Source organism: Acidobacteriota bacterium (genome assembly GCA_028875725.1).
Classification (GTDB): Bacteria; Acidobacteriota; Thermoanaerobaculia; order Multivoradales; family Multivoraceae; genus Multivorans.
Genome location: JAPPCR010000006.1, coordinates 1,408,029 through 1,431,617, shown reverse-complemented (window position 1 = coordinate 1,431,617; position 23,589 = coordinate 1,408,029). Strand labels below are relative to the sequence as shown.

Genomic DNA, 23,589 nt, shown 5'->3' with positions numbered 1-23,589 from the left:
GTCACGAAACGCCGCGCTAGGATTCCCAGCCTTCTTCCCGGCATGCGGTCGCCGCCACCGTCGCGCGGACCGAAGGGAACACTCCCATGATCTCAAAGACGATCACCAAGGTCTTCGGCAGCAAGCACGACCGTGACCTGAAGCGGCTTCAGCCGCTCGTGGACGGGATCAACGCCCTCGAGCCGGAACTCGAAGCGCTGTCCGACGATCAGTTGCGCGCGCGCACCGGCGAGGCTCGAACCCGCCTCGACCAGGGCGCCGGTCTCGACGACCTGCTGGTTCCCGCCTTCGCCACCGTTCGCGAGGCCTCGCGCCGCACCCTGGGCATGCGGCACTACGACGTCCAGTTGCTCGGCGGGGTCGTTCTTCATCAAGGGAAGATCGCCGAGATGAAGACCGGCGAGGGCAAGACCCTGGTCGCTACCCTGCCCGTCTACCTCAACGCCCTCGCGGGCAACGGCGTCCACGTCGTCACCGTGAACGACTATCTGGCGCGACGCGACGCCGAGTGGATGGGAGAGATCTACCGCTTCCTCGGTCTCGACGTCGGTGTGATCCAGCACGGCCTGACCGACCAGGAGCGGCAGCAGGCCTACGGCGCGGACATCACGTACGGCACGAACAACGAGCTCGGCTTCGACTACCTGCGCGACAACATGAAGTTCACGCTGGAGTCGATGGTCCAGCGGGGCCACCACTTCGCGATCGTCGACGAAGTCGACTCGATCCTCATCGACGAGGCACGAACGCCCCTGATCATCTCGGGGCCGTCCGAGCAGTCAACCGAGAAGTACACGCTCGTCAACCGGATCATCCCCAAACTCGAACGCGGCGAGGAGGTCCGCGAAGGCGACCGCAAGTACACGACCGGCGATTTCGTATGCGACGAGAAGGCGCACACGGCGACCCTCACCGACGAGGGCGCCGCCAAGGTCGAGAAGCTCCTCGGGGTCGGCAACCTGTTCGAGATGGAGAACATGGACGTGCTGCACGCGGTCAACCAGGGACTGCGGGCGCATCACCTCTACCGCCGCGATGTCGAGTACCTGATCGAGAACGGCCAGGTCGTGATCGTCGACGAGTTCACCGGCCGCAAGATGCCCGGCCGGCGCTGGTCCGACGGCCTGCACCAGGCGGTCGAGGCGAAGGAAGGCGTGCGGATCGAGCGCGAAAACCAGACCCTGGCGACGATCACGTTCCAGAACTACTTCCGCATGTACGAGAAGCTGGCCGGCATGACCGGCACGGCCGACACGGAGGCGGGCGAGTTCAGCCAGATCTACAGCCTCGATGTCGTCGTCGTGCCGACGAACGAGCCGATGATTCGCGACGATCGCTCCGATCTCGTCTACCGCACGGCGCCCGAGAAATGGAATGCCGTCGTCGAGGAGATCCAGGACTGCCAGAAGCAAGGCCAACCTGTGCTGGTCGGCACCGTCTCCATCGAGAACAGCGAGATGTTGTCGCGGCTGCTGAAGAAGAACCGGGTCCAGCACGTCGTGCTGAACGCGAAGTACCACGAACGCGAGGCGGCGATCGTGGCCCAGGCCGGCCGCCGCGGCGCGGTGACGATCGCCACGAACATGGCGGGTCGCGGCACGGACATCGTCCTCGGCGGCAGCCCCGAGCAACTGGCCCGGGCCGAGGTCGACGAAGCGAAGGACCCGGAGAGCTTTGCCGAGGCTCTCGCCCGGTACGAGGAGCTCTGCGCGGCGGAACGGGAGGAGGTCGTCGCGGCCGGCGGCGTGCACATTCTCGGCACCGAAAGGCACGAGTCGCGGCGCATCGACAACCAGCTTCGCGGCCGGTCCGGCCGCCAGGGCGATCCGGGCTCCTCACGCTTCTACCTCTCCCTGCAGGACGACCTGATGCGGATCTTCGCCTCGGATCGGGTCCAGGCGCTGATGAAGCGCCTCGGCATGGAGGAGGGCATGCCGATCGAAGCAGGCATGGTGAACCGCGCGATCGAGCGGGCCCAAACCCAGGTCGAGGGCCGGAACTTCGAGATCCGCAAGAACCTGCTCGAGTACGACGACGTGATGAACAAGCAGCGCGAGGCGATCTACGAGCTGCGCCGCGACATCCTCCTCGGCCGCGAGGGACGGGACTACGTGACGCGGATCGCCGGCGACGTCGTCGACTACCTGATCGACCGGCACTGTCCAGCCAAGGCGGACCCCCGAGACTGGCAGATCGACGAACTGCGCTCCGAGATCCGCGTCTTCTTCGACCTCGAAGAACAGGACCTCGGGGATCCGCTGGAGGAACTCGGTACCGAGGAGTTGCGCGAGGCGATCCTGGGTGCGGCCGAGCGGAGCTACGGCGAGAAGGAGGAAGCGCACGGCGCCGAGGCTCTACGTGCCGCCGAACGCCACCACATGCTCCGCGTCGTCGACTCCTCCTGGAAGGACCACCTGCTCGCCCTCGACCACCTGAAGGAGGGGATCGGCCTCCGTGGCTACGGCCAGCGCGATCCGAAGAACGAGTACAAGCGCGAGAGCTACGAGCTCTTCACGGAGATGAAGGAGCGAATCGAAGACACGATCATCAAGGATCTGTTCCGTCTGCGTCCCATCTCCGCCGAGGAGATCGCCGAGCTGGAACGCCGGCGTCGGGCGCTGCGTCCCGCGGACATGAGCTTCCGCCACCCGAGCACCCTCGGCCTTCCCGCTCCCCCAGCCGGATCGCAGCCGGGCCCAGGCCCGGGTATGCCGGGGATACCCGCAGGTGGCCCTCCGGGTGCCGCCCCGGGCGGCTTCCCGCCGCCCCAGGCGTCCGGCGGCCCACCCATGCGTCCGCAGAAGCCCCGCACCATCGTCCGCTCCCAGGCCAAGGTCGGCCGCAACGCCCCCTGCCCCTGCGGCTCCGGCAAGAAGTACAAGAAGTGCTGCGGCGCCCCCGTCGCCGTGTAGAGGTCAACACTGCGTCCGCACAGGGCTGACTACCGGGGAACCGCCGGCCAGCCGGGTGCGTCACAGCTTGCCAGTTGATAGCGTTCGGCATGGAAACGTCGGATTCAGGGGGTGGCACCCCCGCACTTGCCCTCACCTTCGACGATGTCCTCCTGGCCCCGGGCCTGTCGGAGGTGCATCCGAATGCAGTCCGCCTCGGCACCCGCGTCACGCGCGGCATCGAACTGAACATCCCTCTGATCTCGGCCGCGATGGACACCGTGACCGAGGCCGAGCTGGCGATCGCTCTGGCCCAGGAAGGCGGCATCGGGGTGATCCACAAGAACCTCTCCATCGAAGCCCAGGCCACCGAAGTCGACCGGGTCAAGCGCTCCGAGGCGGGGATGATCGTCAACCCGATCACGATCCGGCCCGAGCAGCGCATCCACGAGGCGCTCGATCTGATGGCGCGCTTCAAAATCTCCGGCGTACCGGTCACCGACCGCGAGGGGCACCTGGTGGGCATCCTGACCAACCGCGACCTCCGGTTCGAGACGAACACGAGCCGTCCCGTATCCGAGCTGATGACGCACGAAAACCTGGTCACGGTTCCCCAGGGAACGACGCTGGAACAGGCCAAGGCGCAGCTTCACCAGCATCGGATCGAGAAGCTGCTGGTCGTGGACGACGACGGCAACCTGAAGGGCCTGATCACCGTCAAGGACATCCAGAAGATGATGGAGTACCCGATCGCCTGCAAGGACGACCTCGGTCGCCTGCGAGTGGCGGCTGCGGTCGGCACGGCCGGCGACTACCTGGAACGGGCGCAGGCGCTGGCCTCGGCCCAGGCCGACGTGCTCGTCGTCGACTCTTCTCACGCCCACAGTCGCGGTGTGCTCGACGCAGTGGAGCGTATCCGGGAGACCCTTCCCGACGCTCAGCTCCTGGTCGGCAACGTGGCCACCGCTGACGGCGCACGCGAACTCGCCGAACGCGGCGCGGACGGGATCAAGGTCGGCATCGGTCCGGGCAGCATCTGCACGACCCGGGTCGTCACGGGCGCCGGCATGCCCCAGGTGACGGCGATTCGCGACGCCGCCTCGGCCGCCGCCGATCTGCCGGTCGTCGCGGACGGCGGAATCCGGTTCTCCGGGGACCTGACGAAGGCGCTCGCCTGTGGCGCCCACAGCGTGATGGTCGGCTCCCTGCTCGCGGGAACCGAGGAGAGCCCCGGCGAGACGATCCTCTACCAGGGGCGCAGCTACAAGGCCTACCGCGGGATGGGTTCGCTGTCTGCGATGGCCGACGGTAGCGCTGACCGCTACTTTCAGTCCGACGACCAGCCGCTGTCGAAGCTCGTGCCGGAAGGCATCGAGGGCATGGTGCCGCACAAGGGAAGCGTCCACCAGGTGATCGGCCAGCTCACCGGCGGTCTCCGCTCGGGAATGGGCCTCTCAGGCTGCGCCAGCGTCGGCGAGCTCAGGACGCGAGCGCGCATGATCCGCGTCACGGCCGCCGGCCAGAAAGAAGGCCACGCCCACGACGTCCTGATCACGAAGGAAGCGCCCAACTACTGGGTCGACCGGAACTGAGCGGTGGCGCCCCGCCAGTCCGGTGGGCCAGGGGGGCAGTCCCAGCGGCCGCTCCCGCTCAAGAAGAGAATGGGAGGGCGGCGCTCGCTCCACTCCGCTCGCTTCGGCAGGTCGTTGGTTTCCGGGTTGGCGCAGGAAGTCGCTCGCTTCGAGTCCGCTGGGACCGCCCCCCTGGCCCACCGGACTGGCTGGACGGCATCAGTGGACCGTGACTTCGAGGCCGCCTACCAGGAACGGGGATCGAGATCGCGGGGCAGCGGCGTGAGGTTCGTCATGCCGTCCTCCGTGACGACCACGAGATCCTCGAGTCGCACTCCCCATCCGGCGTCTGGATCGTAGAGACCGGGCTCGATCGTCACCACATCGCCGGCGACGAACTCGTCGGTGCCGGGTCCGGACTTCCGGAAGCTGGGTAGCTCGTGCAACTCGTAGCCGACGCCATGGCCTAGCAGGTGGAAGTAGCCCATCTGCGTGCCGGGATTCTTGTCCGGCACCGCGAAGCCCTCGTTCTCGAACAGGCGGCAGACTTGTTCGTGCAACGTCCAGCCGCGCACTCCCGGTCGAACAGCGTCGAGGCTGACCTCGAGGGCCTCGAGGACCAGGGCATGGGCCTCCGCCAGGGCCGCGGGAGCCTCTCCCACACAGAAGGTCCTCGTGCAGTCGGCGAACAGCCGGCCGCGCGGGAACAGGTCGACGACGATGGACTCCCCTGCCCTCAGCACCCGTTCCGGCGTGCCGGTGCTGTGCCCGGTGGCCCCCTCTTCCCCCGGAGCGACAATGGAACTCTCGGGCTGTTCCAAACCGTGTCCGGCGAACACCCGGGCGGCGAGAGCCTTGACCCGGGCAACCGTCAAACGCTCCTCCTCCAACCAGAGTTCGCCGTCCTCTCGCAGCGAACTACGCGCAAGCATCCGCGCCACTGATTCGAAGGCCTCGACCGTTGCTCGCGAGGCGGAGGCGATTCCTTCGACTTCGCTTTCGGTCTTGGTGCGGCGTAGCGCCAGCATCAGCCCGCGTCCCGAAACAGGCTTCCACCCAGCCTCCTCGAGCATCCTCGCCATTGCCACGGCAAGGCCCGCCGCCGGCCGACCGGCAAGCGCTACTCGACCCGGAGCCACGCCGGCCCAATCGCACGCGGCCTTCACAGCCGCCGCGAAGATCTCTTCGCTGCTCTTCCCTTCCCGACGTAGCGTTTCCATCCCGAAGTCAGCGGGATGAACCAGCTCGACACCCCCCGCCCCCGCCCGGGCCGCCTCTTCCCGCTCCATCGAGGTGAAGTACGCGAGCCAGGCCCCGCCGCCATGCGCCACCACGCATGCGTCTCCCAGTCGAGCACCTCCGACGAACGGCTGAAGATCCGGGTCACGACTCGAACCCGCCAGGACGACGAGTGCCTCGGCCTTCTCCTCCGAAAGAAGAGCCCCCAGAAGCTCGCCGCGCGCCCAGACCATCACGCCGAAGCGCCGCTACGGGCCCATCGTCCGACGGCGTCCAGCCGTCCAGGGCCGCGTGGGGGTGGGTCCGAACGCAGAAGGAGCGACACTCCGCGCCTACGCCTAGACGTGATCGTTCAGGAAGGCCTCGAACCGCATCTTCGGCGCGGCGCCGGTCATGCGGCCCAGGATCTCGCCATCCTTGAACAGGATGAAGTGCGGGATGCCCTGGACGCCGTAGCGAACGGCCACGTCCTGGGCGTGGTCGACGTCCAGCTTGGCGATGCGGAGGCGCCCGTCGTACTCCCCGGCCAGCTCGTCCAGGATCGGCGCCACCATCCGGCACGGGCCGCACCAGGTCGCCCAGAAGTCCACCAGCACCGGGGTGTCCGACCCGAGTACCTGATCATCGAAACTCTGGCTGTCCACGTTGAAGATCTGTTCACTTGCCATCGGTTGGGCTCCTCGTATCAGTTCAACTCTCGTCAACTCTCCGTACGTCGAAAGTACTCCCTTGCCGCGTCCACATCCCGTCCGATCTGGGCGGAAAGGTCCATCATCGACGAAAAGAGCTTCTCCTCCCGAAGGTGGCGGCAAAACGAAAGGTGCACCCGCTCGCCGTACACGTCGCTCGAGAAGTCAAGAATGTGGCTCTCGATCACCCGCCTGTAGTTCTCGTAAACGGTGGGCCGCGTGCCGATGTTCGTGACCGACCGGAAGGTCGCCTCGAAGCTGGGAAAGTAGACCTTGGTCACATAGACGCCGTTGTTGGGGTAGAGCTCGTTCTTCGGCGCCAGGTTGATCGTCGGCCAGCCGAGCCGCTGACCCATGCGGTCGCCCTGGGCGATCGTGCCCATCATCGCGTACGGGCGGCCGAGCAGGATGTTCGCCTCCTCGATCCGGCCGTCCAGGACGAGACTCCGAATGCGGCTGCTGGAAACCCGCTCACCGTCGGTTCGAACCTCGTCGATCTCCACCGCCGCGAAGCCCAGGGACGCGCCCATCTCCTTGAGCAGCGTGGTATCGCCTTCCCGCCTGCGTCCGAACGTGAAGTGGGAGCCGACGTAGAGCTCGGCGACCGACAGCCTTCCGTGCAGGAAATCCCGGACGAACGTCCGTGCCCGGGTGTTCGAGAACTCGTGAGTGAAGCTGATCGTCAGCACGTAGTCCAGGCCAGCTTCCCGCAGCAGTTCCTCTTTCTGTGCCTGCGTCACGAGCCGGGGCGGCGCGTCGTCCGGACGGACGACGCTCAGCGGATGGGGATCGAACGTGATGACCGCCGAGGGCGCCCCGAGTTCGCGCGCCCGGCCCGTGACCATCTCGAGCACGCTCTGCTGCCCGATGTGGATGCCGTCGTAGTTGCCGATCGTCGCGATGACCCCGCGCGGCAGTTCGGTCGAAGCGATGGCGTCGCGGATGGCCTGCATCAGGAGCCTGCCTCGGCAGTCGCTGACCCGGCCGTTGAAGCGGCCGCGTCGAAGCCCACGATGCGACCGACGGAGTCGTCGGCGAAGGCGTCAGTGATCTCCACATCGACGATCCGGCCGGCCAGGAGCGCGAGAGGCAGCGGACCCTCTCCAGCCGCGTCGTTGACCAGGACGCGACCGTCGACCTCCGGCGCCAAACCCTGGTGCCGCGCCTGGAGCAGGTGCTCGGTTTCTTCGCACGGCCCCTCGATCAGCATCGGCAGCGTCCTGCCGACCAGACGCCCGCGCCGTTCCAGCGCGATCTGCCGCTGTAACTCGAGGAGGCGCCCCCTGCGTTCCTCCGCGATCCGGCGCGGCACCTGCCCCGGCAGTGACGCCGACGGCGTGTCGCTTTCGGGACTGTAGACAAACGCGCCCAGGTGGTCGAAGCGAACCTCGGAGACGAACTCGAGCAGGCGTTCGAAAGCGGCTTCGTCCTCGCCGGGAAAACCGACAATGAAGGTCGTCCGCAGGCTCATCTCCGGGTCGAGTTCACGCGCTCGCTCGAAGATTCGCCGGTAGCGGTCGGCCGATCCACCCCGGCGCATTGCCCGCAGTACCTCCCGGTCGCTGTGCTGCAGCGGCATGTCGAGGTAGGACGCCAGCCGTGGCTCGCTCGCCATGAGCTGCAGCAGGGACTCGTCCAGGGTGGTCGGATAGGCGTAGAGGAACCGGATCCAGTCCGCTTCCGTCTCCGCGAGCAGAGCCTCCACCAGGCGCAGGAGACCGTTCCGGCCGTAGCCCAGGTCCTCGCCGTAGCGTGTCGTGTCCTGAGCCACCAGGACGAGCTCGCGAGCGCCCCGCTCGACCAGGTCCCGCGCCTCGAGGATCAGACTCTCGACCGGTCGGCTGCGCAGGCGGCCTCGCCAGACGGGAATCGCGCAGAAGGTGCACGGGTTGTTGCAGCCCTCGGCGACTTTCAGGTACGCATAGCCGCCGGTGGTCAACAGCCGGGAGTCGCGGTGGTCGAACACCAGGTGGGATGCCGCCGGCTCGGCCGCCGGGCTGCCGCCGAGCTGCACCAGCGCGCCGACCTGCCGCAGCGAATCGAGATCGACGAAACCATCGATCTCCGGGATCTCCGTCGCAAGTTCCCGGCCATAGCGGTTGGCCATGCAGCCCGCGACCAGCACCTGCCGCACCGATTCGCCGGCATCCGCCTTGCGGGCGGTGGCGTCGAGGATGGCGTCGATCGACTCTTCCCGAGCCTCGTCGATGAAGCCGCAGGTATTCACGATGACCGTGTCGGCGCGGTCCAGATCCGCGACCAGTTCGAAACCCTGGCCGTCGAGCACGCCGAGCATCACCTCGCTGTCGACGTGGTTCTTCGCGCAGCCGAGACTCACCAGACCGACACGGTGTCCGGCCGCGTCGGCCGGCGGGCCGGCCTCCACCCTCCTCGCGGGGGTCGCCACGGTTCCCTAGGAAGCGGCAGCCGCTGCCTGGCGCGGTGCCCGGCCCGAACGATCGAGGTCGTCCAGGAGCTTCTCGCGGCCGATGTGCCGGCCTCCCATCACGTCCTGCGCGGTGCGGTACTTCAGGTCGTCCTCGTTGTGCCACAGCTCGCGGAAGAGCTGATTGACCCGTCGCCGCGACATGCGGCAGAAGAGGTCGCAGAGCGCCGCGGAGTGAGCGGCATCGACGGTGCCGGCATGCTCCTCGGAATGGGCACGCGAGACCGAGGCGGCCATCGCGAACAGTTCGTTGACGACATCGACGAGCCGGAACAGGAACATTTGCCGACGCTCCATCTTCTCCCGGTAGACCAGCATCCCGTGGAAGCTCTCACGCGCGAGCTTGCGCGCCGCCCGGTCGATGAAGCGGAGGTGCTTGCCGTACTTTCCGTAGCCAGCGTAGCGGGGCCAGCGGCTCCAGGCCAGCCAGCGGGTCGGATACCACCAGGCGTAGAACAGGCCAATCTTCGGCAAGGCCAGGAGCTTGGCGCCCGTGCCGGCTCGCCGGTCGATCAGCGTGCCCGCCACCTGCAGGTGCTTGTCCACCGCTTCGCGGGCCATAATCAGGTGCATGATCTCGCTGGAACCCTCGAAGATGCGGTTGATCCGGAAGTCCCGCATCATCCGCTCGATGCCGACCGGGTCTTCGCCGCGGTCGCGCAGGGACGATTCCGTCTCGTAGCCGCGGCCGCCCCGGACCTGCATCGTCTCGTCGATGATCTGCCAGCCGCGCCAGGTGTTCCACTCCTTGCAGGCGGCACTCTCCAGGCGCAGGTCGAGCCGCTTGTCGTTCGACATGTGGCTGGCCAGCTTGACGATCGCCTCCATCGCGAAGCCGTAGGCCGCGATGTCCGAAATCTTCTGGGCGATCGCCTCGTGCTTGCCGATCGGCACGCCCCACTGGATCCGGCTGCTGCCGAACTCGCGCACCGCCTTGAGGCAGTACTTGGCGGCACCGACCGAACTGTTCGGAATCGACAGCCGGCCGTCGTTCAGCGTCGTGAGAGCGATCTTGAGCCCTCTGCCTTCCTTGCCGATCAGGTTCTCCTTCGGCACCTTCACGTTGTCGAAGGTGATGACGCCGTTGGCCAGGGCGTTGAGCCCCATGAAGTGGCAACGGCGCTCGACCTCGACGCCCTCCCACTCCGTCTCGACGACGAACGAACTGATCTTCTCGGTCACCGGGTCCATCGCCATGACGACCAGCAGCTTCGCCTTGGTGCCGTTCGTGCACCAGAGCTTCGTGCCGTTGAGCACGTAGAAATCGCCGTCGAGGACGGCCGATGTCGACAGCCTGGCCGGATCGGAGCCGACCTCCGGCTCGGTCAGGGCGAAAGCGGAGATCTCGCCCGAAGCGCAGCGCGGCAGGTACTTCCGTTTCAGCTCCTCGGTACCGAACAGGTTGACCGGCTGCGGCACGCCGATCGACTGGTGAGCCGAGAGCAACGCGGTCAGGTTGCCGTCGAACGAACCGATCAGCTCCATCACCTGGGCGTACTCGACCTGGTCGAAGCCGAGACCGCCGTACTCCGTCGGAATCTTCATGCCGAAGGCGCCGAGCCGGGCGAGACCGTCGATCACGTGGTCGGGGTAGTCCTCAGACACGTCGATCTCGACCGGATCGACCTCGTCACGCAGAAAGTCCGTGAGGGCCGAGTAGAACGACTCGAACTCCGGCCGCCACTCGTCGCGGGAGGGATACGGGCTGATCAGGTCGAAGCGGAAGTTGCCCAGGAAGAGCTCCTTCATGAAGGAAGGGTTCTTCCACTCCTTCTGGCGGGATTCCTCGGCGACCGCGCGCGCCTTCTCTTCACTGACCTGAACCTGTTGCTGGCTCATCGACTCGGCTCCTGTTGGGTGCTGGCTGGCAAGGTTCGCCCCGACTTCCCGGGCGGGCGCGCATTCTATCCGTCCACGTCGCGTCCGGCCACGTCGAATCAGGGGCGCCTGGCGCCCCAACCGCCGCCGCCCGGCGTCTCCAGCACCAGGAGATCCCCGGGCATCACGTCGGCCTGGTCGACCGAGGCGAGTTCCTGGACGCCCCCCGCGGAACGCAGGATACGAGCGCGGCCGGTACTGCCGCTCTCCCCGCCGTCGACGCCGTAGGGACGCTCCACCCGGTGCTGGCCGAGCACGGATACCTTCTGGGGGGTGAGGAACCGCAACTCACGGCGCAGGCCGTCGCCGCCCTGAAACCGGCCCGCTCCACCTGAGCCGTGACGCAGGCCGAACCTCTCGAGGCGGACCGGATACCGATGCTCAAGCACTTCGGGGTCGGTGATGCGGGTGTTCGTCATGTGAGTGTGGACGCCGCTCGCCCCCCGGAACCCCGGCCCGGCCCCGGCCCCGCCGCCGACCGTTTCGTAGTAGCCGAAGGTGGCGTCGCCGAACAGGGTGTTGTTCATCGTGCCCTGCCCGCAGGCGCAGAGTCCAAGCGCCTTGATCAGCGTGTCGACGACCCGCTGGCTCGTCTCCACGTTGCCGCCGACGACCGCCGGGCAGCGCCTCGGGTCAGCCGGGAACTCCGGGTTCAGCATGCCGCGCGGGATCTCGATCTCGACCGGTTCGAGCAGCCCCTCGTTGAGTTGGAGCGGCACCCCGATCAGCAACCGCAGCACGTAGATCGTCGCGCTCCGCACGATCGCCGGCGTCGCGTTCAGGTTGCCGACGTGGACAGGTGCACTCTCCGTGAAGTCGATCCGCGCCGAACCGCGATCCACTGTCACCGCGACTTCGATCGGCGAACCGTCGTCAAGCCGTTCCCGGGCGTGAAACGACTGGCGGCCCGTGCTCCGAACGTGGTCCTCCAGCGCCGACCGCATCCGGTCGGCGGCGCGCGAGAAGAGCGCCGACATGTAGCGGCGCACCTCCTCCTCGCCGGCGCCCGCGGCGAGTTCGCGCAAGGCCGCCACGCCGCGACGGTTGGCGGCCACCGCCGCGCCCAGGTCGGCCAGGTTCTCCGCCACCGAGCGGGAGGGGGCCGGGCCGCCGGCCAGCAAGGCCTCGATCCGCTCCCACTGCGGCTCCCCCGCCCGTACAAGGTACTGAGGCGCGATGACCACGCCCTCTTCCGCCAGGCTGCGGGCCTCGGGCGGCATCGAGCCCGGCCGGATGCCGCCCAGCTCGGCGTGGTGTGCCCGGTTGGCAACGTAGCCGAGCAACCTGCCGTCCACGAAGACGGGAGAAATGACCGTGATGTCGGGCAGGTGGGATCCACCGTAGCCCGGGTGGTTCGTCACCGCGACGTCGCCGGCGCCGAGCTCGAGTTCCGCTGCTACCCGTCGCACGCATTCGCCGAGCGCGCCGAGGTGGACCGGAATGTGGGGCGCGTTGACCAGCACCCGCCCTTCCGCGTCGAGCATCCCGCACGAGAAGTCGAGACGCTCCTTGACGTTTACCGACATCGCCGTCCGCTGCAGCATCACGCCCATCTCGGACGCGATGGCGGCGAACCGGTTCGAGAACAGTTCCAGCCGAACGGGATCCACCGGCGGAGTCTACGCAGAAAGACCCGGTACGCCCGCCAGAACTCGCTAAGGTACCGCTCCGTCGACACCGCACCCTTCCCCAGACCCTGGAGCGACGCGATGACACTCAGCACGATGATGGACTTCCCGCTGACGATCCGGATGATCTTCGATCACGGACGCCGCGTGCACCGAAACAGCCGAATCATCACCTGCCAGGCGGACGGCGCACGCATCGGCACCTACGCCGAAGTCGCGGAGCGCAGCGCCCAACTCGCCCACGCGCTCAAGGGCCTCGGCATCGAGCCGGGAGACCGGGTCGGCACCTTCGCCTGGAACAACCAGGAACACCTGGAGGCCTACTTCGCGATCCCCTGCATGGGCGCCGTGCTTCACACCCTGAACATCCGCCTGTTCCCGGAACAGTTGACCTACGTCACGAACCACGCCGAGGACCGCGTGGTGATCGTCGACGACTCGCTGGTGCCGCTCATCGGCCAGGTCGCGGCCGACCTCGAAACGGTCGAGCACTTCATCGTCGTCGGCGACGGCGACGCCTCGCCGCTCAGGGCAGGCGGCGCCTCGATCCACCGCTACCACGAACTGATCGAGGGCCAGCCCACGGAGTTCGACTGGCCGGAGATCGACGAGCGGGCCGCCTGCGCCATGTGCTACACGAGCGGCACGACCGGCAACCCAAAGGGAGTCGCCTACAGCCACCGTTCGTCCTTCCTTCACGCACTCGGCGTCGCCTCCGGCGGCGCGCTCGGCATCAGCCAGGCGGACAGCATCCTGGCCATCGTGCCGATGTTCCACGCCAACGCCTGGGGCCTGCCCCACGTCGGCTGGTTCACCGGCGCCGACTTCGTCATGCCCGACCGTTTCCTGCAAGCGGAGCCCCTGTGCCGGATCATCGCCGAGCACCGGCCGACCCTTTCCGGCGCGGTGCCGACGATCTGGAACGAAGTCCTCCGCTACTCGGAGCAACACGAGGTCGACTTCTCCTCCTTCCGCGCCGTCCTCTGCGGCGGCTCGGCCGTGCCCCGCTCGCTCATCGAGGGCTTCCGCGACCGCTTCGGCGTCGACATCATCCAGGGCTGGGGCATGACCGAGACCTCACCGCTCGCGGCCATGGCCATTCCTCCACGCGGCACCCCGCGCGAGGAAGAGGTCGACTGGCGGGTCAAGACCGGCCGCATCATCTCCGGCGTGGAGATCCGTATCTGCAACGACGACGGCGAAGAGATGCCCTGGGACGGCGAAGCGGTCGGCGAGATCGAGATCCGCGGGCCGTGGATTACCGGCTCGTACTACCTCGACGACGACCCCGAGAAGTTCCACGACGGCTGGCTCAGGACCGGCGACGTCGCCTCGATCGACCCGAAGGGCTTCCTGCAGATCACCGACCGCGCCAAGGACGTCATCAAGTCGGGCGGCGAGTGGATCTCCTCGGTCGATCTCGAGAACGAGCTGATGGGACACCCGGCCGTCGCCGAGGCCGCCGTGGTCGGCGTGCCGGACGACCGCTGGGACGAGCGGCCCCTCGCCTGCGTCGTGCTCAACGACGGCGCCGACGCCGACCCCGGCGAACTCCGGAACTACCTGGCCGACCGCGTCGCCCGCTGGTGGTTGCCCGAGCGCTGGACCTTCATCGACGAGGTCCCCAAGACCAGCGTCGGCAAGTTCGACAAGAAGGTCCTGCGCGCCCGGTACGGCGAAGGGGAACTGGACGTCCTGACCTAGGTCAGTCGGCCGAAACCCCCAGGTGCTCGTTGAACCAGGCGACGAGCGCGCTCGACGCGCGCTCGCCGTCTTCGCCGCGGAAACCGTGGGCGGCGCCCTCGATCACGATCAGCTTCGAGGTGACGTTCGCCTCATCGAAGGCGGCCTTGATCCGTGCGCTGTTGGAGAGCGGCACGAGTTCGTCCCGGTCGCCGTGGATCAGCAGGGTCGGCGGATCGTCCTCGCTGACGAACAGGACCGGCGAGATGTCGGCGGCCTTCGCGGGATCGAAGTCGAGGGCCGGGAAGCGCTCGTTCGGCCCGGCGATCCCCTGCAGGTCGACCGGCGGGAAGTAGGCGACGACGGCCGCCACCCGGTTGCCGGTCTGCTCGATCGGGTCGTTGCTCTCGGAGTTTCCTTCGTCCGAGGCGTTGCCGAGCATGAGCGACAGGTGACCGCCGGCGCTGCCGCCGAAGACGCCCATCCGGTCCGCGTCCACGCCGTAGTCACCCGCGTTCAGGCGGATGTAGCGCACCGCGCGGCGCACGTCCGCGACGGCCTCGGGCACCTTGAACAGCGGCGCCGAGCCGTGGCGGACCATGAACACCGCGTAACCGTGGTCCAGGAGATCGCCGACCGCGCCGAACTGCCGGCCTTCGCCGGACGCAATCCGGTGCGGGTCGGACCAGCGGGAGAACCAGCCGCCGCTGACCATGAAGAGGACGGCCGCGCCGTTCTGCTCGGCCGGCACGAGCACATCGAACGTGAGCGCCATGCCCATCTTGTGGCCGTATACGACGTCGGCGTGGACCTTCGTCTCGGAACCCGCCGACAGCGGCGAGGCGAGAAGGGCGGCGACGATCAGGACGACGACTGCTTGCTTGACGAGTGTCTGTTTCACTGGGTTCTCCCTGTTCTCTGTCTGTTCGGGCGGCGGCGTCTGCGCTCGGTCGCTAGGGCCGGGCTCCTCCCGTCGTCTCCTGCAGCGGGCTCCCGGACTGCATCCTGGCGGCGGCAACCATATCCGCCACGTCCGCGAGCAGCTTCTTCGCGTCATAGACGATGCCGTCCTTGATCGTGTAGCGCACGCCGCCGACCCGCTCGGGGCGGCCGGTGTCGTCGTTCAGCCGGACGGCACCGGTACCGTAGAGCACCTTCAGGTTGGCGATCGGGTTCTCGTCCACGACGAGGAGATCGGCGAGCATCCCCTCCCGCACGATCCCGAACTCGATGTCTTCGCCGCTCGCCTTCACCAGTTCCTCGGCGCCGTGCATCGTCGCCGAGCGGATCACCTCGAGCGGATGGAAGCCTGCCTCCTGCAGCATCTCGAGTTCGAGGATCGTGCCGAAACCGTAGGTCTGGTAGATGAACCCCGAATCCGAACCGACGGTGACCCGGCCGCCGCGGTTCTTGTACTCGTTCAGGAACCGCATCCAGACGCGGTAGAAGTTCTTCCAGGCCACCTCGTCCGCCGTCGTCCAGTAGAACCAGTAGGAGCCGTGGTCCAGGCGGCTGGGAGCGTAGAACTCGGCCAGGCTGGGCAGCGTGTAGTCCGCGTGCCAGTCGGCGTTTCGCGCCCGCATCACGTCGCGACTGGCGGAGTAGATCGTCATCGTCGGGTTGATGAAGAAGTCGAGATCCAGGAACTCCTCCAGCAGGGCGTTCCAGCGCTCGCCTCCGGGCTCGACCAGCCTCCACTGCCGCGCCACCTGGCCGAAGCGGAACTGCTCGTCCATGTAGTTCATCTCGGCCGGCCAGGGCTGCACGTCGGCACCCTCGTACATCGACTCGAACAGGCCGTAGAAGTGGGTCATCCCGACCAGTCCCAGCCGCGCGGAGTCGATCGCGTTCATGTTGCCGACCCCCATCTGGTCGAGATGAGCGGTCGACCCCATTCCCAGGCTGCCGGCCTCGTCGAGCAGCGCCGCCATGATCTTCGGCGGGAAGGCACCGAGCTTCAGACCGTCAACGCCCTTCTCGTGGGCGTATCGCACCCACTCGCGGGCGTCCGTGGGAGTGCGAATGTCCCGGTCCTTCCACTCCTTGCCGCTACCCGGACGCTGATACGAGACGAACCGCGGCGCGGTGATCTCGTTCCTGCGGCTCCGCTCCTTCTCGCTCAGGTCCCACTCCAGCGGCCCGGTAGGCACGCCGCGCGCCGTCGTGATGCCGTGCGCCAGCCACAGCTTGTACACGTACTCGGCACGCGGCGCCTTCGGCACGCCGCCGGTGTGGACGTGGAGGTCGATGAGTCCCGGCAGCACCCAGGAACCGGAGAGATCGAGCTCGTAGTCGGCGTCCTTGGGGCGCCTGCTCTCGTCGATCTCGGTGTTGGCCATGCCGAGACTCTGGATCTGTTCGATCCGGTTCCCCTCGATGACGATGTCCACCGGTCCCATGGGCGGTGCGCCGGTGCCGTCGACTACCATCACGCCGCGCAGGATCAGACGGTCGAATGGCCCTTCGCCCTCGCCGTCCGGTCGCGATGGCGCCGGCTCCACCAGCTTCGGCTCGTCGTCGTCCGCCGCGGCTACGGCCGGCCCCGCGGCCAGCAGCACAAGGGCCGCAAGGCCAAGCAGTGCGAACAGACCCCGGCGCGCCTGCCCCGACGGTTCGATGGGCGGATGGGACATGTCTCCTCCTTCGGGCAGGGTACGGCGGTCGGCTCGCTTCACGGGTGGTGCCTGCTCAGGGGCTCGTGTTCAGGACAGGGACGGCCGCTCACCGGAGTCGACGACAGCGCTCAGGTAGAGCAACGCCTGGCCGGGCTGCGGCGCGCGCACCAGCAGGCCGTGGGTGGCGGCAAGCACGTCACGGCGACTGATCTGGCCAACGAGCCGGCGGCCCCGCAGCACCGGCAGGCGGCGGTACGGCGTGCTCTTGAAGATGCGCGCGATGCTCAGGAGGTCGGTGTCCTCGGAGATCGTGCGCGCCTTGCGGTCCATGAAGGCCGACGCATCCGTGGAGTCGAGTTCGAACTCGGCCGGGTCCGCTTCTTCCTCCGGCGCCGCCAGATCCTCCAGGCCGAGTTCACTGCTGCGCTCGCGCAGGATGGACCGTCGGCCGTCGATCGCCGCGGTCAGATGGTGCGAGGCGTTCAGAACGTCCCGGCGGCTCACCTGCCCGACGAGCGTCTCGTCCCGGACCACCGGCAGGCGCCGGTAAGGCGTATCGAGAAAACGCTGCGCGATCTCGAGTAACGGCTCGCTGCCGTCGATCACCCGTCCGAAGTCCGTGTTCATGAACGCATCCACGGGCGCCGCGGGCAACTGGTCGTAGGCGAGGCCGAGCAGCACGTCCATCGAGAACTTCTCGGAGAAGACGCCCAGGAAACGGCCGGAGGACGGGTCCACCACCGGCGCGCCCGAGATCCGGTTCTTCAGCAGGAGGGCGATCGCGTCGAGCGCCGGTATGCCGGCCCGGAGCGTGACCAGGCGCTTCGCCATGAAGTCCTGAGACTGCGAACGTCGGCTCGCTGCCAGCCCGCGCTCGTCCGCCGCGCGCGCCGTCACGGTCAGAACCGTCAGGCAGCTCTTCTCCGACAGCATGCCGAGATAGCGATGGCGTTCGCCGATCACCGGCGCGCCGGTGATCCGGTGGCGGAGCAACGCCGCGATGCCGTCGAACACATGAGTGCGTGGATGCACCGTGACCAGCCTGGTCACCATGATGTCCCGCGCGAGCTTCGGCCTGTCGATCGTTTTCTCCATCGGGAAGTCACCGATCGTAGCAGCGACCAACCGTCAACGCGCGGCCTCCTTGACGCTGAGGAGCAAGGCCCCGGAACCCCTCGAGACTGCTAGTCTTGCCGTTTCTCAAACTCCCAGTTCACCCTCCGTCAAGGGAGAGTTCCATGACTCGTTCCGCCCAAGTTTCCCGCCTGGTGACCGCGCTCCTCGCCGTCGCCTTCCTGAGCCTCGGTCTCGTCGCCTGCGACCAGACGCGGGCCGACGTCCCGACCCAGGGACCCCGCGATCTGGCGCGCGTAGCGCCCGAAGAAGTCGGCATGTCGAGCGACCGGCTCGCACGGCTCGACGACGCGATGCAGGGCCTGGTCGACGACGGTCTCCTCGCCGGCATCACGACGATGATCTCCCGCCAGGGCAAGATCGCCCACTTCGGCACCTTCGGCCACCGCGACCTCGAGGCGGGGTCCGAAATGAGCGAGGACGTGATCTTCCGCATCTACTCGATGACCAAGCCGATCACCGGCGTGGCGCTGATGATCCTCTACGAGGAAGGCAAGTTCCGGCTCTCCGACCCGGTCCACCGTTACATCCCCGAGTTTGAGGGACTCGTCGTCGCCAAGGAGGACGGGCCGAACGGCCAGCCGATCACTGAGCCGGCCGACCACCCGATGACCATCCGCGAGCTGATGAGCCACACGGCGGGGCTCAGCTACGGCATCTTCTCGGACACCCAGGTTGACGCGATGTACAGGGAGGCGGGCGTCATCGTCGACCCGGACCAGACGCTCAAGGAGATGGTCGACGAACTCTCGAAGATCCCGCTGCTCTACCAGCCGGGTTCGAGGTGGCACTACAGCGTCGCTGTCGACGTCCAGGGATACCTGGTCGAGGTCCTGTCGGGCCAACCCTTCGACGAGTTCCTGAACGAACGCCTGTTCGTCCCGCTGGGCATGAACGACACCGCCTTCCACGTAGCCGCGGACAAGGCGGACCGCTTCGCCCAGGTCTACACTCACGACGAGGACGGCAAGCTGCTGGCCCAGGAGGGCTTCGGCGGACGCCGCAGCTACTTCGATCCGCCCGCTCACCTCTCCGGAGGAGGCGGCCTGGTGTCGACCACGATGGACTACATGCGGTTCTCCCAGATGCTGCTCAACGGCGGCGAACTGGATGGCGTGCGCATCCTGGCGCCCTCGACCGTCAGGCTGATGCACCTGAACCACCTGCCCCGCGATGTCAAGGAGATGTCACCGGGCGCCGGCTTCGGCCTCGACTTCGGCGTCGTCCTCGACCCAGTGGCCCACGACGGCATCTCGAAGGGCGAGTACTGGTGGGGCGGCGCCGCCGGCACCTGGTTCTGGATCGACCCGAAGGAAGACCTCGTCTTCGTCGGCATGATCCAGAGCTTCTCACCTCGGAGGCCCGACGTCCGCTCGCTGAGCCGGCGCCTCACCTACCAGGCGATTCTCGATTAGGCCGGCCAAGCCTTGCGCGGCAGAAACCGGGTGCGCCGGCGTCCCCGCCGGCTTCCGGACCTTCTGCCGAGCTAGCGCTTCGCCCGCTTGCCGAACATGATCCCCGCCACGCGGCGGATCTGAATCTCCTCAGACCCTTCCGTGATCCGGTACCGCCGGTGGTGGCGGTAGATGTGCTCGAACGGCATGTGCCGGGTGTAGCCGATGCCGCCGTGGGTCTGGATGGCCCGGTCGGCGGCGTTGCAGACGAGGCGGTTCGCCCGGTAGTTGCACATCGAGACCTTGTCGGTGACCTCCATGTGGTGCTGCTGGTCGAGTTCCCAGGCGGTCTTGTAGACGAGGTTGCGGACCATCTCGCACTCCGTCTGGAGTTCGGCGAGCGGGAACTGGATCGCCTGGTTGAGCCATAGCGGCTTGCCGAAGACGATCCGCTCGCGGGCGTACCTGACGCTCTCGTTGATGCAGAACTGCGCCGCGCCGACGCCTGACGCCGCCTGGCGAATGCGGTTCTCGTGGACGAAGGTCTGGGCCAGGGCGAGGCCGCGGCCCTCCTCGCCGAAGATGGCGTCGTTCGGCACGCGCACGTCCGTCAGCGACACCTCGGCGTGGTCCGTCGGCATGTTGAAGGTCCACCACATGAAGGGGACCTCGAAGCCGGGCGAGTCCGTCGGCACGATGAAGCAGGTGACGCCGTCGGCCTTCCCCTGATCGCCGGAAGTCCGCGCGAAGATCAGGTCATGGGTGGCCGCGTGCAGGCCCGAGTTGAAGCGCTTGGCGCCGTTGATCACCCAGTCGTCGCCGTCGCGGACCCCGGACGTTTCGAGCCAGGTCGCGTCCGAGCCGTGGTCCGGCTCGGTCAGGCCAAAGCCCATTCGCACCGCTCCGGTCATCATTCCTTCCATGAACCGCGCCTTCTGGGCCGGCGTCCCGAAACGGTGCATCATGATCACGGTCGGGAAGTTGCCGACGATCGAGGATTCGTTCTGCAGGTCGTTGTGCAGGCCCAGCCCCTTGGCAGCCAGGTGCTCCCGGATCACCGCCATCGCCAGGTTCGAGCCGTCCTGACCGCCGAGCTCCTTCGGCAGGCCGAACCGGAGGTGGCCCGCGGCGTCGGCGCGGCGTTTCATCTCGCGCAGCAGCGCCTCCCACTCCGGCCGCGGCTTGCCGTCGTTCTCGAAGTCCGTCCGCGCCCATTCCCGGCGCTGGTCGAAGAAACGGACGTTGTCGTCCTGCTGCTCCAGCGGCCTGATCTCGCGCTCGATGAAGTCGTCGAGCTCGTCCAGCTTGTCGCGAATGTTCTGGGGGATCTCGAAGTCCATGTCTCTCCCGTTACCCGGCTTCCAGGTAGGCGTCGATGATCTCGCCGAGCCGCTCCGGCGCGTCGAAGTGGACCATGTGGCCCGCCTCCGGGATCTCGACGTGGTGCACGTTGCGGAACAGGCGCACCCGGCGCTCGATCTCGTCGGGCGCCTCCGGCGTGTCGTGGTCGATGCCGCCGCGGCCCCGGTAGAACTCGGCGGAACGGCCGCCGGTGACGACGAGCACCGGGCAGGAAACCCAGGGCCAGCGCTCCTCGGACAGCCGGCTCGACATCGTCAGGCCCGTCGTCTCGACCTGCGGGTCCCACTTCCACTGCAGGCCGCCGTAGGGGTGCTCGGTCGTGCCGATCTCCACCAGGTGCCGCGCCAGGTCGTGGTCGAGCCCGGGATGGAAGCGGCAGTACAGTCGCCAGGCGTCGTCCAGGTCCATCATCGGCCGCTTGTGCCCGCCCGGCCGCAGCAGGCTGGTGTGGCCGTTCTGCAGGCGAAGCTGGCGGTTCTCCACCGGCATGTCGCTCTCGCGGAACGGCGCGCCGACGCCGTCGATGTTCACGATCACGCTGGGTACGTCGCTGAACACGGCGGCGTAGTGGCTGACGATCTGGCCGCCCAGGCTGTGACCGACCAGCACCGGCCGCTCCAGCTGGAGCTGGAAGATGACGGCGTGGAGATCGGCAATGAAGTGCGGCAGGGCGTAGACGCCGGGCTTGCCGCTGTCGCCATGGCCGCGCAGGTCGAAGGAGACGACCCGGTAGCGATCGCGGAAGCGGTTCGCCACCGGTTCGAACGCCATCGCCAGGTCCTGCATCCCGTGCAGCAGAACGAGAGGCGGCGCACCCTCGTTGCCGTAGTCGTAGACCTGGAGTTCGATGCCGCCTGCTCCCGGCAGGCGCAGACTCTGGGGCGAAGGGGGGTGTTCCGGCATGGTGCGCGAGGATACGCCAAGCCAGGCTGCGCGGCGGCGCCCGAGTACACTCCCTCCACCGTGGCAATCACAGTTCGGAGATTCCCTGGATGACAGAACCCCGGAACGGCAACGGCACCAACGGCCTCTACGGCGCCCACGGCCGCGCCCTCGTGGTCGACCTGTCTACCGGCGAGCACCATGCGGAGCCGATCCCCGCGGACGTCTTCCGCCAGTACCTGGGGGGCTACGGTCTCGGCGCCTGGCTGATGTGGAAGCACTTCCCCACCGGCACGGAGGCGACGGCGCCGGAGGCCTGCTTCGCGCTCGTCTCGGGTCTGCTCACGGGCCTGCGTACGCCGTTCTCGGGACGCATCCAGATCGTCGGCAAATCGCCGCTCACCGGCACCTGGGCCGACTCGAACTCCGGCGGCAGCACGGCGATCCACCTGCGCCACGCCGGCTACGACGCGCTGGTGGTCCGCGGCCGCGCCGCCGGCCCCTCGGTTCTGGTCGTACGGGAGGACGGCATCAGGGTAGAACCTGCCGGCGATCTCTGGGGCATGCAGATTCCGGAAGCCTTCGACGCGCTCCAGGAGCGCTACGGCACGAAGTTCCGGGTCGGCGTGTCGGCGATCGGACCGGCGGGCGAACGCGGCGCTCGGATCGCCTCGGTGATGAACGATCGCTACCACGCCTTCGGCCGCCAGGGCTTCGGCGCCGTCTTCGGCTCGAAGAACCTGAAGGCGGTCGTCGTCGACGGCGGCGAAAACACTGGAAAGACCGTACCCGTTCGCGACGAGAAGCGTTTCCGCGCCCTCTGCGACGAGGTAAACCGCGAGTATCGCAGCGACATCAGCCTGCCGATGCGCCTCGTCGTGAAGATGGCGGCACCGAAGAAGCACTTCGGCTTCGTGTACCGGATGTTCGCGAAGTTCGGGATCAAGATCGAATCGCCGCAGCCGGCGATGCGCCAGATGTGGGCCGACCGCGGCACGACGGCGGCGGTCGCGCTCTCAGTCGAGAACGGCGACGCGCCGCTCAAGAACTGGACGGGCGTCGGCGCCCGCGACTTCCCGCTGGCGAAGAAGGGCTGGAAGCTGGATGGGGCCGAGGTCGACAAGATGATCACGAAGAAGCTGAGCTGCGGCGACTGCCCGGCGCCCTGCAAGGGGATCGTCGGCGTCAGGAGCCGCGGTCTTTCGGACGTGCGCCGCCCGGACTACGAGACGATCGTCGGCTTCGGCGCGAACATCCTGAACGACGACCTGGAACTCGTGACCGCATGCCACGACGCCTGCAACCGCTACGGAATGGACGCCGTGAGTTCGAGCGCCACGATTGCCTGGGTGTGCGAGGCGATCGAGCGCGGCGACATGACCGCCGACGATCTCGACGGCGTGGACATGCGCTGGGGCAACGGCGAGGGCGCGCTCGCCCTCACCGTCAAGATGGGCGAGGGCGAAGGCTGCGGCGAGTGGCTCCGCCACGGCCTCGCCTCGGCGTCCCGCCACGTCGGCCGTGGCACCGGCGCCTATGCGGTCCACGTCGGCGGCCAGGAACCCGCGTACCACGACCCGCGCTTCACTTCGCTGATGGGCGTGACCTACATCGCCGATCCGACGCCGGGCCGCCACACCGCCGGTTCCGCGTCCTGGAACGAGACCTTCGGCGCCGGCTTCCCGCTGCCCGAGGCCGTCGACAAGGACGAAGTGACGATCGCCTGGAAGGGCACGAAGAACAAGGGCAAAGCCCAAGCCCACTACAGCAACGCCCACCAGACGCTGAACGGCCTCGGCCTGTGCATGTTCACCGGCCTGACCGGCGGCCTGCCCTGGGTCGACATGGTGAACGCCCTGACCGGCTGGAACGTCGACCAGAAGGAACTGCTGCTCTGCGGCGAGCGGATCCAGAACCTGCGGAACGCCTTCAACGTCCGCGAGGGAGTTTCGCCGTCGGACTTCAGGCCCCACGCCCGCATGATGGGCGAAGGCGACGGCCGGCTCGAGACCGGACCGCTGGCCGGCGTCCAGGCGCCCCTCGAGCAACTGAAGCGGGACTACTACCAGGCGATGGACTGGGATCCGGACACCGGCCGGCTCAGCCGGAGCCGTGCCGAGCAGCTCGGCATGGACGACCTCCTGGAAGCGCAACTGGCCTGACCGAGGCCGGTCCCC

At 67.7% G+C, this 23,589-nt stretch carries 15 protein-coding genes and 2 pseudogenes; 6 read left to right on the top strand and 11 right to left on the bottom strand.

Annotated elements, in window-relative coordinates; genetic code table 11:
- Positions 1-86 precede the first annotated feature (86 nt).
- The 3 genes and pseudogenes from secA to guaB all read left to right on the top strand — a co-directional run bounded on the left by secA (position 87) and on the right by guaB (position 4,483).
- Positions 87-2,561: pseudogene (gene secA / locus OXI49_07800) on the top strand (preprotein translocase subunit SecA).
- Between the two features lie 237 nt (positions 2,562-2,798).
- Positions 2,799-2,912, top strand: a pseudogene (locus tag OXI49_07795) (SEC-C metal-binding domain-containing protein).
- Positions 2,913-3,001: 89 nt separating this feature from the next.
- Positions 3,002-4,483: an IMP dehydrogenase gene (guaB, locus tag OXI49_07790; GenBank protein MDE2690405.1), complete on the top strand. Its 1,482-nt coding sequence runs from the start codon at positions 3,002-3,004 to the stop codon at positions 4,481-4,483.
- Positions 4,484-4,707: 224 nt separating this feature from the next.
- Here the strand turns inward: guaB and OXI49_07785 are convergent, their stop codons facing one another.
- The 6 genes from OXI49_07785 to OXI49_07760 all read right to left on the bottom strand — a co-directional run bounded on the left by OXI49_07785 (position 4,708) and on the right by OXI49_07760 (position 12,324).
- Complete coding sequence (locus OXI49_07785) at positions 4,708-5,934, bottom strand: M24 family metallopeptidase (protein MDE2690404.1); 1,227 nt, start codon at positions 5,932-5,934, stop codon at positions 4,708-4,710.
- Between the two features lie 105 nt (positions 5,935-6,039).
- Positions 6,040-6,369, bottom strand: a complete 330-nt coding sequence (gene trxA / locus OXI49_07780; GenBank protein ID MDE2690403.1) for a thioredoxin — start codon at positions 6,367-6,369, stop codon at positions 6,040-6,042.
- 32 nt (positions 6,370-6,401) lie between these two features.
- The gene (locus tag OXI49_07775; GenBank protein ID MDE2690402.1) at positions 6,402-7,343 is read right to left on the bottom strand and encodes a bifunctional riboflavin kinase/FAD synthetase; all 942 of its coding nucleotides are present in this window, start codon (positions 7,341-7,343) and stop codon (positions 6,402-6,404) included.
- A complete protein-coding gene (rimO, locus tag OXI49_07770) occupies positions 7,343-8,797 on the bottom strand; it encodes a 30S ribosomal protein S12 methylthiotransferase RimO (GenBank protein MDE2690401.1) in 1,455 nt (484 codons plus the stop codon). Before rimO ends, OXI49_07775 begins: the two co-directional genes overlap by 1 nt.
- 6 nt (positions 8,798-8,803) lie before the next feature.
- On the bottom strand, positions 8,804-10,675 hold the full coding sequence (locus OXI49_07765; GenBank protein ID MDE2690400.1) for an acyl-CoA dehydrogenase family protein: 1,872 nt from the start codon (positions 10,673-10,675) through the stop codon (positions 8,804-8,806).
- 98 nt (positions 10,676-10,773) lie between these two features.
- On the bottom strand, positions 10,774-12,324 hold the full coding sequence (locus OXI49_07760; GenBank protein MDE2690399.1) for a hydantoinase B/oxoprolinase family protein: 1,551 nt from the start codon (positions 12,322-12,324) through the stop codon (positions 10,774-10,776).
- Positions 12,325-12,423: 99 nt separating this feature from the next.
- Here OXI49_07760 and OXI49_07755 point away from each other — a divergent pair, with 99 nt between their 5' ends.
- Complete coding sequence (locus tag OXI49_07755) at positions 12,424-14,046, top strand: long-chain fatty acid--CoA ligase (GenBank protein MDE2690398.1); 1,623 nt, start codon at positions 12,424-12,426, stop codon at positions 14,044-14,046.
- 1 nt (position 14,047) lies between these two features.
- Here OXI49_07755 and OXI49_07750 read toward each other — a convergent pair whose 3' ends face one another.
- From OXI49_07750 to OXI49_07740, 3 genes are read right to left on the bottom strand one after another with little or no spacing between them, the layout of a single operon-like run.
- Positions 14,048-14,926: an alpha/beta hydrolase gene (locus tag OXI49_07750; protein ID MDE2690397.1), complete on the bottom strand. Its 879-nt coding sequence runs from the start codon at positions 14,924-14,926 to the stop codon at positions 14,048-14,050.
- 52 nt (positions 14,927-14,978) lie between these two features.
- Positions 14,979-16,700 carry an amidohydrolase gene (locus OXI49_07745; protein ID MDE2690396.1) on the bottom strand — a complete coding sequence of 574 codons (1,722 nt, stop codon included), beginning with the start codon at positions 16,698-16,700 and terminating at the stop codon, positions 14,979-14,981.
- A gap of 27 nt (positions 16,701-16,727) precedes the next feature.
- Complete coding sequence (locus OXI49_07740; protein MDE2690395.1) at positions 16,728-17,735, bottom strand: CBS domain-containing protein; 1,008 nt, start codon at positions 17,733-17,735, stop codon at positions 16,728-16,730.
- Between the two features lie 143 nt (positions 17,736-17,878).
- Between OXI49_07740 and OXI49_07735 the strand changes: the two genes are divergently transcribed.
- Positions 17,879-19,189 carry a serine hydrolase gene (locus tag OXI49_07735; GenBank protein ID MDE2690394.1) on the top strand — a complete coding sequence of 437 codons (1,311 nt, stop codon included), beginning with the start codon at positions 17,879-17,881 and terminating at the stop codon, positions 19,187-19,189.
- A gap of 71 nt (positions 19,190-19,260) precedes the next feature.
- On the opposite strand, the gene OXI49_07730 is transcribed toward OXI49_07735, so the two are convergent.
- Positions 19,261-20,508, bottom strand: coding sequence for an acyl-CoA dehydrogenase family protein (locus OXI49_07730; protein MDE2690393.1), 1,248 nt, complete (start codon positions 20,506-20,508; stop codon positions 19,261-19,263).
- Positions 20,509-20,518: 10 nt separating this feature from the next.
- On the bottom strand, positions 20,519-21,433 hold the full coding sequence (locus tag OXI49_07725; protein MDE2690392.1) for an alpha/beta hydrolase: 915 nt from the start codon (positions 21,431-21,433) through the stop codon (positions 20,519-20,521).
- Positions 21,434-21,522: 89 nt separating this feature from the next.
- Here OXI49_07725 and OXI49_07720 point away from each other — a divergent pair, with 89 nt between their 5' ends.
- Positions 21,523-23,574: a hypothetical protein gene (locus tag OXI49_07720; GenBank protein MDE2690391.1), complete on the top strand. Its 2,052-nt coding sequence runs from the start codon at positions 21,523-21,525 to the stop codon at positions 23,572-23,574.
- The last annotated feature ends 15 nt before the right edge of the window (positions 23,575-23,589 follow it).